This is a genomic window from Anaerovibrio sp., assembly GCF_045637405.1.
Classification (GTDB): Bacteria; Bacillota; Negativicutes; order Selenomonadales; family Selenomonadaceae; genus Anaerovibrio.
The window spans coordinates 12957-28747 of the sequence record NZ_JAZTZI010000168.1 but is presented as its reverse complement, the minus strand read 5'-3'; the positions used below and the strand labels follow the sequence as shown (position 1 = coordinate 28747).

Here is a 15791-nt window from a genome sequence, read left to right as displayed (position 1 = left end):
CCATAAATATCTGTCCCAACGACTACCGAGAAGACATTTTCATCGTCACTGGATGCGTTGGTTACGACTTTGACACTGCCGTCAATTCCATTGCTTCCATCCAAATTATCAGCCACGAAGACGCCAAATTCATTCTGTTTGCTTTCCAAGGATATGCCTTTTCCGCTATGCGTCTCCACTACTGGTGCAGTAATGTTTACGTCAGCCGCTTCCTGAATGGCCCCACCAGCGTGGATAGCGAGAGAATTGTAGCTTCCCTGCAGCGTCCCGTTACCTAAATAATCTATTTCACTTGGTCCAGCAGTCCCAGTGGTTACATCGCCATTGATGGCCACATCACCGCTGAAAGAGGTGAGCTTAACATTATTGGCTGCCGTAAGTTTGTTGTTTGTCTGTAGGCTTCCGTCAGAGGTCAGTACGATATCACCCTTGGCAACTGTCTCATCACCCGTTGCCGTGAGCTGAGAAATAACCTGAATAGTACCCTGTGATTTCGTGTTTTCTATTGTGATGTTTCCTTTAACCTCAGGCTGAACGGAAAGCTCCAGCTCGTCTATGTTATCCAGAACAGACACACTGCCATCAATTGGAGTATTCTCACCGGTACTCTGGACAATAATAGATGCAAACTGGTTGCCAGTTCCCTGCAAATCCACGTCCTTGGCGCTGGTGACGGTAACGCTCTTGGCCTGGATACCTGTCGTACCGGAGGTAATATCCTGCTTGACAGCCCCTGCCGTTGAGGTCAGTTTTACTTCCTTGTCCTCACTCACCGAAAGCATCGTGTCTGCCGCCTGGGTAAGGTCACCACTATTTTGTACTGAAATATCTCCGTCTACCTTCCGTTTAACAGCTACAGTCACCCCATCATCAGCGTGGTCATTGATGCGCACATCGCCGTTAATGGCTGGCTTGTCTTCCTCATTGGTTGGCAGGCCGTCTACTTCAATACTGTTGAAATTATTACCTTCATTTTCTAAAATTAAAGATTCCTTACTGTAGGTCTTAACAGTATCAGCAACGATTTTACCCGTTTCTGTCTGGGCAATTTTACCTTCACTGGCAACAGTGAACTCGTCCTGAATATCAATATTACCCAGAACCAATGTGCCGTTCTGAACATTTAGGCTCAGACTGCTCATGCCCTTAATATGAGCTGACTTGGCTGCAATGTTCACTGGCGCACGGTCGTTCAGAATACGGATAGCGTTATCGGCCTCACCCACAATACCGGTAGTTGCATTGGTCGTTAGCTCCAGCGTCTTTCCGGCATTAATGTAAGAATCGGCAATATTGGTATTGGCTGTGCTCATCTTGAAGCCCTTTTCGCTATTCAGGGAAATAGTATCCCCGGCGTACATGGCCCCCAGACGGAGGAAATCATTATTATTAACGTTCTTAATAAACACTTTTTCATCAGCCCGAGCCTGAGTTAAATCCCCGGTCAGGGAAACGGTCAGCGGCTTTTCCGAAGTGCCTATACTCTCCTTGCCACCGGTGATGGTAAGGTCTTTACCCTTAATATTGGTTCCGTTGGTATCAGCCAGGGCATTGTAAATACCCTTTTCGGAATAGAGGCGCACATCGCCATTGGCACTGCTTTGTGTAGCATCAACAGCACCTACATTGATGGCGGAATGTTCTCCGGCAGCATCAGTACGGCCAGCCACGGAAACATCGCCGCCCGCCTGTACATTCAGAGTACCAGTGGACTTGATACCCAACGGCATATTAGGGGTGATTTTGAAGGACAGTAGATTGCCATTGGCATCCCGTTCAGCCTTCACATCACTTGCCTCCATGCTCATGAGCTTCTTCATGCTTTCAATACGATTGTTTCCGGTTAAATCATCCACGGTAATGGTGGTGGATGAGTCTAAAACATTGCCCACTGTTCCTTTGGTGGATGTCAGGGTGATATTATTACCAAGCACGTTGGCAGTCCGTGTCGTTTGTGTGCTGCTACCACTTGCCGGGTTCACCAGTGCGTCACTGACAGCGTAAAGCATCATATCCTTTGTCCACTCGAAGATTGGATTTGCTGCTTTATCAACCAGTCCTTTATAAGTGGCATCTGCCGCCAGAAAAGCATCTGCATCGGTGTACTGGGAATACTTGTAGGCAGATGTATCCTGCATATATGCCTCAGCAGTTGCGTAATTGCTATACTGAGCATACTGCTCGGCACTTTTTGCGTATGCCAAATAAGCACTGTCTCCTTTGTCCGCCAGATTCCTACGGTCCTCCTGTGAGAGTGCCTCATACCTTGTCTTATTATTGAGATAGGTTCTATATGCGCTGGAAGCAAAGATTTCCTCCACCGCTGTCTTTTGAGCATTGTATTCAGCTTGCCATTGCTCCTGGCTCTTTCCTCCATTCTCCACATCATAAGCCGCTGTCACATTGGCCTTATAATCATCCCGGTTCTTCTCCAGGCCAGTGATATAAGCCCCTTTATAGGTGTAATTTCCATTTCCATCCTTTTCGCCGTCAATCAGACCAGCGTCAATCCAGCGATGAACCATTTCGTCCACGCTGTCATTGGAACCGGATTTATTGTCCGCCGGAAGCGCGTCAATGAAGCTGCCGTTTTTAACGGTCAGCGTAACATCACCTTCACGGGAATCAATTTTACCCACACGCATATTGCCACCAGCTTCTACCTCGGTCAGATAAATACTGCCCTTTGCTTCTGCATTGACCTGGGCACCGTAACGGTCCGTGGAATATGTCAAATCGGAAGCGGCAATCTGGATGGCCTGATTTTCTGTACCAATGCCACCATTGTTGCTGGTCAGCTTGATACCACGGCCTTCAACAGCGGTACCATTGCCTGATTGGGTAATAATCCCCCCAGCCTTCAGCGTTACATCACCAAGGTCCGCGTCGTTCCTGAAAGCGTTGCTTCCATCCTGACTCTTCAGAGCCACGATTTCCACGTTCCCCGGCAGAGACTGATTTTCAAGTAATCCGCCCACAGCAGTGATATCAATATCCCCCTTGCCTGTGGAAATAGCACTGAGCTTTATATTGTCATTCACTGAGGTGGCATTTCCATTAGCATCTTTGTTAGCCATTCCGACAGAAGCGATATGAATATTATTGATATCATCCTTCGCCCTCAGATTAACTATTTCACTCTTCAAGGTTGTGTTGTCAAACTGAGAGATACCGCCTGCTACGGAGCTTATGTTCAGCTCAGCCTGATTGTGGGAGTTTGCCACATTGCCCGTCAGATTGATGCTGCCGCCAGCAGCATTGGTGCTATTGAGGTTGATACTGCCAATTTCCGCACCAATTAAGCCAACCTTGATAGGCTGGGAAGCATTTATGGAATAGTTATAGAGCTGAATGGTGGAGGATCCATTTTTCCACCGGTCGTAAATATGCTTGAACCATCCCAAGAAACCGGAACGGGTCACCCAATGCTGTCTGTCAAAAATTCTTGACTCCATGAGGGTAGTATTTCCATCAAGCTGCAACTGTCCATCTGCCGGCGCAGTGCTTCCCTGAGTAATAACGGCTCCCTCTGGCAGACCTAATGTCTTTGCAGTACTGGTGTCGATTGGCGTAGACGTGCTTTCCCATCCCTTCAGTGCAGTTTCATCTGCAGTCTGAACTAAGCCCCAGAAGCCGCGGCGTTCATAGTGCTGATATGTTCTGGTACTTTCAACACTGTTACCGTTTACCCATGAATAGGTCTGGTTTCCTTTTACATTGTATGTAAGTGGATTGCCAACGGAAAGACCATCATTATTTACCGTTGCACCGGCATAGATATCACTGTCTCCGGCATGATTCTTTAAATATTTTGCATAATCAGTAATGGTGCGGGTCTGCCCCTTCCTGTACTCGGTCCAGGTATCATTGGCCGTATCGGCAATAGTAATAACGCCCTCCCGCTGGTTGTTCAGGATGTTGCCCACGTTCATATCCAGGGAGGTTTCATTAATCACAGATATATCCGCTGCACCATCCGCTGCCATTATTCGGCCGTCGCCAGTGCTGGAAATTCTGCCCGTCAGATAAACCTTGCCGCCAGCTGTGTCGATATCCTCCACCACCAGCTTGTCCGTAGAAGGATCCCAATAAACCTGTGGAACATAGTCAAATACCTTGTCCGTATCATTCCACTTGGCACCACCATCATTGACCTTGAACATGGTGCGGTTCTGGATAACAGCAGCCCGATTGGCCGGACTCTGCTTCGCCTCAGTGAGCTGAGCCTCGGTTACTGTGGCAGAATAATTCTTATACCCGCTCTGAATAAGGCCATTCACGTTTACATTGGCGGCGGATACATAGATGTCCCGTCCGGCAATATACCCTGTAGCCTCATTGGAGTTGTCAGTGCGCTGATAAGCTTCTGTTCTGGACTTTGTATCATTGCCCGTTGTACTCAAGCCGATAGCAGTTTTCATTTCATTGGCCTTGCTTGCCAGGTACTTCTCCGGGTCACCGTTGATATTTACAATACCCTCCTTGTAATCCTGGGCAATTGAGCCATTGGCGGCAATAAGCTTCACAGTGTTGCCAAATACACCGGCAGGGCGATCCTTGGTACCACCGCTGATGCGGATATCTCCACTGGCATTGTTTATGGTCACATTGCCGTAGAAATTGCTGATTTTGCCATTCACTTCAATATCAGTGATGGCGGTATATTTCAGCTTGCCCTCTCTTATCGCCTGTCTGTATTCTTCCTTTTCCGCTGATGACATATTGCTGTTATTAATTTCCTGCTCCAGCTGCGGCGTAAGGGAGAAGGTACTGGTATTGTCCCCGCTAAAGGTTTTCGTATTCAGCACCGAAAGTCCCGCCGCTGTGCTGTTGGATACTCCGTAGATTTCTTTGAAATTGGCAACCTTGGTACCATCTTCATTACGGTTCATTGAGTTAATTTTATTGTTTCCGGCAACCGTACCGGTAGGAATTACAGTACCCTGAAGATGAGGACCATAGCCGTTATAGATAATGCTGCCACCCTGCTCACCCATAAGGATATTGTTCAGCTTCAGATAAGCATCTGATTCGTTTGTAATGGTAATGGATGGAGCGGAATTGGCATGGAGCCTACCGGTGCCAATTAAATCACTGGCTGTCACGTTGATATTGCCGCCACTGGTGGCTATATCCGGAATTTCCACATAGTAAACAGGCCGGCCGGAATTGAGATAGGATGTAACATTTCCTTCTGCATCAGTTTCAACCAGTCCTAAGCGTTTCATTTCGCCCTGTAATCTGTCACGCTCGGCAATATAAGCTGCCATCTTCTCAGCATTGCCATCGTAGGCAGCAATCAATTCATTCAGCTCAGTAAGACGTGCCCCCAGGGTATTGGCATAATCAAAGGTACCCTTGGTAATACCCTGTACTACCCGCTGATTAGTGATATTGTCATCGGCCGTATATTTCAATCCACCGGTAACCGTACCACTGATAGTCACGTTGATAGGCGCAGAGGTACCGGCAACAAGGGAGCCGGTCACATTGACTGTGCTCTTTAGCATCTCTGCATCACTTTCAGTACCAGTAGTGGCACTGGAGGTCAGGAACTTCTTATCCGTGCTGGAGCCGCCCTTGGCCCAGCTCCAGAGGCTTTCATCCTTGACAATCTCTTCCCGGCCACCGCTGGCAATCACATTAATATCCCGGGTAGAGTGTACATCACCGCTGACATTCACTGTTCCCCGGTCAGCAGTGATGGTATAGTTCACCCTTGGAATAGTGATTGGAATTACAGAATAGTTATAGGCACCGGACTTAAGGTCGGCGTTCAGATTGGCGAGGGCACCGGTTTTATTGGCTCCCGCGTAAAGGACCACATTGGAACCGCTCTCAATAGTCCCTGCTACAGAGACATCGCTTCTGCGGTTCATATCGATGTTATTCTTGGCCACTATAGGGCTTACCACACCAGCATAAACCGTGCCATCCACATGGGATTTTATGGAATTATCATCAAAGGCGGACAGAATAATATCCTCGGTGGTGGCTGACTTTTCATTGCTTAAAAAGGCCCCACTGTCTACATTAACCTTGTTATTTACATTAATATCCAGCTCGCTTACTGCGTCAGTTACCACAACAGCACCGCCACCCTTGGCCTGCACCAGATTTGTCAGGTCATTCTTGGAGGAGGCAACATACTCCTGCAGATTGTCAGTGATAATTTTCGCATTTTTGCCAATGTTGATTGCGCTGGTTTCCGTAAGATTTACTAGGCTGCGCAGACGGTTACCTGAAATAACACCGCCAAAATGGTCTTTCAATGTATAGGTCTGCACATCCTTATTACCCTTGGAATCAGTATCATCATAGGCACCGGTGATAACCGTATTATCAGTACCTACATGGATGCGGTCGCTGGTGATCTCCGTGTTATCCGCTACGGTAGCCTTGGTGGTAGTGGTGATGGTATTATCCACACTGGTACCGCCCACGCCGGCTACGCCACCATGACCTTCTGAGGCCGTAAGACGCGTTTCATCCTTTTGAGAAGCAATAAGCCAAACATCATTCTGGACATTCCATTTGCCACTGAGCGTGCTGGTGACATTGTTGGTGGATTTGTTGTCCACATGAGCCCCCACATAGCCCACGATACCGCCGCCACCGGCGTCAGCAAAGGCCTTGCCAGTATTATCGCCATAGGTGTTAATCTGCAGGCTGTTGAGCTTTGTTTGTTCATTTTTACCATTGAGGGTGCTTTCCATGGTTTCAGTGCCACTGATGTCTGCACTGGTATTGCCCACGGCTACGGCACCGGCAGTCACACCATAGATATAGGCTTTGCGGTCCACATGGGACTGATTGTTCAACATAAGGTCAGTATTGTCATCAAAGGTGCTGTTGGACACATTGACCTTGCCTACGGCCTCAGTGGTCAACGTCACCAAATCTGGGGCCACAGCCACAGCAGAGATATTATGTCCCTTTACGTTGCCCTCCAGAGTACGGCCGTTGGCATTGCCCAGCATAGAGGTGAACTCCACTTTATTTGCGTTGAAGCTGCCACCTGCTACATTGACCTCTGCCCCCATGTTCATGACGCCCTTACCCCGCATGCGGCTTACGCCGAGAAGGGATACAGCCGTATTCCCTGCACTGAGCTTGGCAGTAGTATCATTGATTGCACCCAAATGAAACGCCTCAGCAGTGAATTTACTGGTCGTTCCGTTGATTTGGGCCGTTGCGTTCCCTTTGATTATTTTTCCGTTTTTGTCCTTTTCCCCATCCTCGATGGTGGCATGGTTCACTGCCACATTTACGCCACCAACGCCGACGCCCTGGGTATGGGCCTCAAGGGCATTGACTTTCATGGCATCAATGGTGATATTTTTAGTGGCGGAAACATTATTGGCACCGCCCAGAGTTACCCCAACATTGCTGTAGTTTTCCACGCTGGCAAAGGTGGTAGTTACATTAGCCGCTGCAACACCCACGCTGAGAATTTCGGCTGTATGCTTGCTCTCGTCCTTTGCATTGATAGTAACGTTCTCCGTGCTCTTGATGGTGCTGTCTGTAATATCTACATCTGTAGCTCCCTTGTTCACGATACCGGCGTAGCCAACGCCTACACCGCCTAATCCACCTACGGTAACTGCGGTTACTTCAACTTTGGAACCGTCACCCGCTTGGGTCTGCAAGGCTTCAACATTGATATTCTTACCCGTCATATGGGCGTTGTTCATGGTTACGTCAGTGTCATAGTTAGTATGGATGATGATGTCCGACACATTAACAGATGCGGCACCACCCACAGTGACGCCCACATTTTTCGCGGAAATATCGCTGGTATCCTTTGCCGTAACATTAATATCATTCACTGCTGACAGGGTAGCTCCGTCGACTCCGGTATGGACCCCCTGCTTATTGGTATCAGGTGTAGCAAGACTTATCTGAACATTCTTTGCCCCTTGTAGGTCGCTGTCATTGGCACTCAGACCGAAGAACTTCGCTCCAGTACCAAGTGCACCTTTCGCCTCGTTTACACCACTTACATGTACGACCTTACCACTGTCGTCCTTCGTGTCATACCCTTTCAACTGCTTGTTGATTTCATTTTTAGTGGTGTCGGCTATGCCGGTTGACTTGTTATTCTCATCTTTTGCACTAGAAAGCTGGGCATCGGTGATGCCCTTGTTGATGGAGGTAACCGCAACGTTGACCCCTACGCCGACACCGCCAGCACCAACACCAGTCACCTGACTGTCAAAGCTGCGGGTTTCATTTGCTTTCACGTCGATAGCATTCGCTGCCGTAGCAGTGCCACCTATCACATGGGCACTGGTGCTACTGTTGATATTATTCAGGGCAACAGCCACGCCAGCACCTGCCAAGCCTCCGGCCCCCACACCGCCAATGGAGGTTGCTGTCAGCTTATCTGTGGCCTTCATTGTGAAATCATACGCCTTCAAAGTGCTATTAGTCACCAGAGCCGCTGTCTCGCTGGTAGTGTTGTGAATGTCCACATTGGCTGCCAGTGCCCCACCGAGACCGATAGCAAGGCTAGCTGTGACGAGGGTTTCTTTCCAGTTGTTTTCGTTATTCGCCAGAACAGAGATATTCTTTCCGGCAGTGCTCTCCTTCGCCTTCAGGTCACTGGATGCCACCTCCGCCTTAACGGTGGAAGTATCGTCCATAACGGATACACCAGCCCCTGCAGCCCCGGCAGCATAGCCGCCAGCTGCGCTTACCGAAATATTTTGCGTATAGTTATTGCCCAAATGCTCTGCTTTAACTTCTGCCGTGCCGTCAAAAATTGCATTCATGTTTTTCAATAAAGCATTGACGGTACTGGTATTTTTATGCCGCATGATGCTGTCGCCGGAGGCAACACCTGCCGTGGCGGCTACTCCTGCTGCCGCAGCAAAGGACAGACTGGAGGAACCATGCTTGGCAATGGCATCCACAGTCAGATTTTTGGCGTACAGGTTCTTCTTGGAGGATGCAGAAATCTCCGCTTCCGTCCACCGAGCCAAGGTCTCCCAGTTTGCAGATACACCAACAGAAACCCCTGCTGTTGACGCTGCACCCACTGATGGCGTGCCGGTAAAGGAGCCCAAATTGCTGTAGTCCACAGCATTAACATTTACATTTGACGCATTACCATTGGAATTAATGTCAGTATCCTGAATTTTAGCCGTAGTGGAACTCTTTTTGTCTTTTTCTCCCTGAATGTAATTGAGGTTCACCGTACCTGCCAGATTGACACCTACACTGCCTGAAGCCGCCACACCACCGGAGGACATTTGGGAAATTATGGTATGGGTGGCAGAGCTGTCCACCACGATGCCGGTTTTTTGTTCTTCAGTACGGTTTTCGCTGAGTTTTTCCCTGTCCGTGGAGAGGTCTATATTTTCCGTGGTAAAGAGATTATCATCCTGCGGCCTGGTCACCGAGATATTGCCAACGTCTTTAGCTGCAAGTGAACCACCGCTCACCAGCGCGTTAGTATTGCCTGTGATTTTGTTGATGGACACAGCTGCTCCAAGGCCCACCTTGGTATTAGCCCCAATGGCAAAGCCCCCGGCGAAATTGTAAAGACGGTCATCGCTTTGTGCCACTGCACCCACACTGCTATTCGATGTTATATTTTGGTTCTTGATGGTGGCTTCGACGTCGTTATCAATGTAATTGTAACTGCCGGAACCAGCAAAAGCTACCTGACCACCGACACCTATGAGTCCACCTACACCTACAGAATGGATGTCCCCATCACCGGTGGCCCGTACCTGGGTAAGTCCGGCATTGACTGTGGTAATCTTCCCATCATCCGTAGCCATTTCCGCCTTGGTATCCTGATTCATGCGGTTGATGGCAACACCGGCAGCCCCCTTCACCTGAGATCCTATAGACACACTGCCACCGACACCAACGGTGTTAATCTTGCTCTTGGTGTCAGCTGTAACAGTAATGGCTGGATTCTTAGCAGAGTCATTTGCGTTAATGTTGGTATTGTTCAGAGCAGCAAAGCTGTCCTTGTACATATCTGAAACAGCGGCCCCGCCCTGAAGGTTGAAGAAGTTTTTGCCCCAGTCCACGCCAAAGCCAGCCCCTACAGTGATAATGCGGGACTTTTCCGTATCATTTCCCTCGGTCTTGCTGTCCTTGGTAGATACTTCAATTTTTCCATTATTAGTGGTGGTAATATCGGCATGATTGATTTCGGCACGAATTCTCTCCTTATTGTTGGAGGAGCCGATAGAAGAATATGCTACAGCACCGCCTACACCGACCTTTTTACCACCTACGGACACGCTGCCAGCCACAGTGGTTCTCTTCGACAGCTCCTCAGCCGAAACGGAAAGGTCACTTACATTGTTCAGCTTGGTATTTTCACCAGTGGTCTTGCCGTCGATGACACTCTCTGTATTGCTAACGCCCTTATTAATGGCCACTGTTCCTACAGCACCAGCGAAGGATTGACTAAAATTCACATCAATACCGCCGGCCACAGCCAAGGTCTTGCCCGTGCTGGTGGCTGCCAGCTTAACGGAGTTAGCTCCATCCTTTAATGTGATATCATTGCCCGTCAGATAAGCTCCGGTAGTGTTGTTGAGGGAATTATAGGCCAAAGACAGTCCCAGGGCCATACCCTTGCCACCGGCTACCTCACCGGCAATATTAATGATAGAGGCCTCGTTCTGTGCCTTTTCACTGATGTTTTTGCCCGTGATAATATTGTCCGCAAAAGTCACCTTGGTATCATTATTGAGATCGTTCCAGCTACCGGAACCGGCTCCGTTGAAGGTCTTGCCACCAATGGCTACACCTGCTCCCACGGAAACGATAGTCGCATCGCTGGCCGCCTCACCACTGACTGTATCCGCCGTAATGGTGGAGCCTTTAATATCAGCGGCGATGTCATTCTTCACATAGTTATAGGCAATACCTGCCCCGGCCCCAACGTTCTCGTTCCAGCCCCCGCCCATGGCGGCGGTAATGGTGAGGCTGTGATTTTTGCCCAGCTCGGCCTTGGCATCATCCTCGTCCTTGGCAGCATCCCCGGCAATCTTGCCCTCATCGGTAGCATTGTTATCATCATCCAAAGAAGAGGCCGCACTTCTCTTATCGAGATAGCTCTCCCCTGTGGTATCAAGGCCCATGTCACCCAAGGCTTGCTTGTTGTCCTTCTGGGTCTGCGCTTCCTTATCTAGGGCAGAGCTCGCCTGGGTCTTGAGCTGTGTCCTTATTTGAGTCTGTGTACTATCATTGATTGAAGCATAGCTTTTAGTAGTGTCGATGCTGTTCGGATTTGTGCCAATACTGCTGTCAATCTTATTATCCAGCTTTGTCTTTTCGTCACTGAGCTGGGTATCGCTCTTTACAACAGGGACTTCCCCTGCCTTAACATTAACGGCACTGTCCGTCAGGCCCGTTACTGTTGCGTCATCAATATAGGCATGGGTGTTATTCCTGGTACTGCCATAAGCGAAAGCCCCCTCGAAGCCATAGCCACCTTTAGTGCCGGCCAAAGCTCCGTTAATCTGGGTGGTACCCTTCTGGGCCTCCACATCCATCGATGAGAAGACAGTATAATTGCCTCCTATGATGCCACTGGACAGATTATTTTCCAAATTACTGATGGCCACGGCACCGCCAAAGCCAACATTTTTATTGGCACCACTGCCACTTATTCCTGAAAGTCCTCCCGCAATCTGGAAGTCCGTTCCGGTGGCCTTATTGGCAACCGAAGCTCCCATGATATTATTGTTAAGCATAAGGGCATGGATATCCTGTTTCGCCCGATTATAATAAACTACGCCAGCGCCGTTGATATTGGTGCCGTTGCCACTGGCAGTGCTAACCCCCATACCCGCTGCCACTTCAATGCCAATCTTGGTGGCTGAGTTGGACACCATAAGGGCCATTGGCATATCGGTATTTCTGATGAGAGAATCCACATCCCGATTGGAGCTGTTCATGGCAAAGGTGCCGCCAATGCCCACCTTGGCCCCGGAGCTATCCGCCTTCGCAGAATGCTTGATATTGGTGCCACCCATGGTAACTGAGCCCAGGAAATCCGTAGCAGAAAGGGAAACAGCCGCTACTGGTGCTGGCTCATTATCTGTCCCGTTATTTACTGTTACATTGTCCAATACAGCATCCGTCCGTCCACCAAGGAATGTCAAAGCTACGCTGCCCTCAATACCGATAGATGCCCCGGCACTGGTATGGGACCCGGCAGCAGGAGCTGCGCCTTCGTCTGCACTATTATTAGTCCCCTCCGGATCTGCCGCTCTGCTGGCTTCCCCCATTGCTCCTGTTGCGTTAGGAGCCGCACTTTCATTCTGGGAGGTTACATCATGGTTCTTCTTATCCTCTTGAGTGTTTTCCAGATTTTCCGTGTTGTTCTTGGCTTCATTGGCACCCTCTGTGCCCTGTTTGGACCACTTAGTCCACTTTTCAGAATCCTTCCGGCTATTTTCGTCTCCATCATTTGAGGAGGACGAAACCACCTTGGCCTTGGCATCGTTTTGAATCATGCCGGTAGTGATGGCCGCACCGACCAGCCCACCCGTAGTAATATTGCCCTTCGTGCCGTCAGCAGTTTTGTTGCCCAGCTTTCCGGCCAACGTATCCCCGGCAATGCTCCGCGCCAGGGCCCCATCCTCGTATATTTTCTTGGCAGCCTTTTCCGCATCCGTAGTATCCCCCGTAGGCGCAGTAATACCACTGCCATTATCGCTGATCATGGCAAGACTGTTTACGTCATAATTTACAATTCCAACACCAATACCAAAAGCCTTGGCACCGTTTTGTCCCGTGGATTCGCTGCGGGCAGAATTATCAATGTTGGTAGAATTGGTGGTGGTAATGGTGGCTAAGCCAGTGGTGATGTTACTCTCATCGTCCAAGGACACCACGCTGTTGCTGTCACCGTAGGAAAGGGCCACCATGCCGGAAACGCCGATGGAATCCCCTTTACCCGCATTTTTGACCTGGTTTTTCAGCTCCATGGTGTTGTCGGTCGAGGCCTCGAAGGACTCTGTCCCTTGAATTTCTGCCCCTTTACCTGCCACAACCAGAGCGTTGCCGCTGATATTCTGGAGACCAACTGTGGCCCCAATGCCCACCTTGCCATTTTCTTCCGTTGCGCCGTAAGTACCTCCGGCGTTGGTAGTAGCGTCGGCAGACAGCTTTACGGAGGAGCCATCCACATGGCCCTTCTGCCCTACAAGAACAATAGCGTTATTCTTCAAGGTATTAATACCCACCGAGCCGTCCAGGGTAAACTTGGACGGAGTATCGTTTTCTGCAGTACCTTTGGCACTAACATTGTAGGACAGGGTACTGGTCTTTTCTTCAGTCTCGGTCTTTTTATATTTTCCCATGCCGGCAGAAGCATCCAAGGATACAACTTCACCCTTGATTTGGGCAGACTTATCCCCTTCGTTATCCAGCACAATTGTTGCAGCGTTCTTCACGTTGCTCACCAAAACTGCCGCACCGATTTGTGCGTTGGCGTTGGCCTGGGTATTCTTTACTGTAAATCCAAGACTGGACTCATTGTCTTTGGTGGCCGTCATAAGAGAATCAGCCGTCATCTTAACCGAGCCATCTACATTATCTGATACCTTGGTAGCCGTAATAGCTGCATTCTTCCCAATAGTGATATTGGCATCGTTTGTATTAGAAACAACACCTACGGCTGCGCCAAGACCAAAGGCAGAGTTCTTCTTTCCATTGTCGCCACCCTCATTGGTGCCCTCCACCTTGTCCTTGACGTCCTTAATGCCACCCTTGCCATCTGTTCCAGCGGCATCCTTGGTCTTTTCATCATTAGTGTCAACATTGGCATCCTTGACTACCTTGGTCGGGTCAATGGACTTTTTCTCGCTGTTCTTCTCATCTTCGGATTTAACCTTATTCTTTTCCCCATTAGCCGCAGTATCGTCTTCGTTCTGCTGATTACTGTCAGCCTGGGCTGTTTCCTTCTTGGTGGAAGCATCTGATTTAGCTTCATTATCCACCGTCAGCTTTATTCCGGTGGTATTATTAGCGGCCTTTATGTCCACTGCTCCGGCATTAATGGAGCGTTCCATTATCACGTCAGCGGTGGTATCATAGTTGACCACACCTACATTGGAAACCACATAACTGGTTGGACCCACGGCATTTACATCAACATTGATGTTACTGGTAGTGTCAGCGTCGATGGACACCTTGCCCTTAGTCGCCGTCAGAGCCGTTGCCCCCGCCGTAGGAGCATTCACTGTTACCTTCGACTTGGTGTCACCAGTCAAGACTGCCACACCCACGGCTACGGAGGTATTTGCTCCGCCACCGGCGGTTGCAGAAAGCTTAGCTGTGGTATCAGCATTGGCGGAAATCTTAATACCCTCCCCAGTGTCAGAATTTACTCCATTAGCCGTCAGATTGCCGTCGATAACCACGTCTGCCGTATTATAAACACGGGAAATTGCCACGGCAGCCACTGGCATTGCGGAAGTGTTCTCCACCGTATTGCCATTGCTGTCCTTGCCCTGGGAAGGCACAGCAACTGATTGCTTTATCTCCACCTTGGAGGTGGCGGCAATGTCGATATTTTTACCCGTTATAGTGCTATTTTCGCCGATGTTTACGGAGGATTTATTCTTCTTGTTGGAGTAGTTCACAAAGAGATACTTGTTGGCTCCGGCTTCTTTGGCTGCCAGTTTATCTATAACGCCATCAAGCATTGTTTTGTCATCCCCAAGGATAACCCCCTTCAAGGTGTTGGTCAGGGTCATTGGGGTGCTGTCCTCATAGGTGCTGGTGCTTTCTGCTGTAAGCATAACTGCCCCGTCACTGCTGGTAATCTGAACACCATTAGTATTGGCATCCTTACCAATATTTATGGCAGCCGAAAGATCCGTTGAGCGTTCACTCCAACGGATAGCATTGGCCACTTCCTTATCCTGGCCATTGGTGTCCTTTTCGATTTTGGTATCCTTGACAGTAGATGTCTGCTTGGCGGTCAGGATAATGTCGCCACCAGAACCTTGGGAGGCAGTGAGGCCATTAAGGCCTGCATTTGTCGCCCCGGTATTTACCAAATTAGTGAAATCCAAATCCTTTGTGCTCTGAATCTTGGCCCCATCGTTAATGTTTATGATACCCGCACCCAGCATTACACCACTGTGAGTGTTGATTTGTCCCTTTACGTCAATGCTCTTGTCATTGGCATAGGAACCGGCTTTGATGATATCAATGGCCGCCAAGGTGATATCAGTACCAGCATTTGCAGAATTATATAATTTGTCGAAATCCACCTTGTTTGCCACAATGCCAGTAAACTGGCCGGCATTAATTACACCGCTGGCGCCAACTGCAATTCCATCAGGGCTTAAGAACATGAGATGTCCGCCAATTTTCCCGTCTTTCACAGCATTGACAATACCATTTATATTGATTTGGCTGTTTACCAAATTGGCTAGGGTACCTGCATTGTCAAAATTAAGGTTGGCAATACTCCCTGCGTCAAGGCTGAACGCAGAAAAGCGATTATATGCAAAATCGCCACTGACCATTTGCGGGTCGATGTTATATACATTATCTACCTGATGTATTTTAGCTGCATCACCTGCATCCTTTGGCGTTATTGTTGTTGCCTCAACATCCATAGGATATAGGAAAATACCCGTTGCAATAGCCAGGGAGGCAAGAACCAGGCGAGGCCCCATTTCACTAGTCGTAACCTCAGTCTTCTTACCGTTTCGTTTCATAATGTTGTATACGTATGCCATAGTAATCACCTTCCTATTAGCACTTGAACTAACAAAGGAGTTGCAAGCGATTATCAA

General features: G+C 49.0%; 1 pseudogene. It reads right to left on the bottom strand.

What is annotated here, in order from left to right:
• Positions 1–15734 (bottom strand): annotated as a pseudogene (locus tag ACKI5G_RS12105) (leukotoxin LktA like protein); the annotation flags it as partial.
• Positions 15735–15791: the final 57 nt, after the last annotated feature.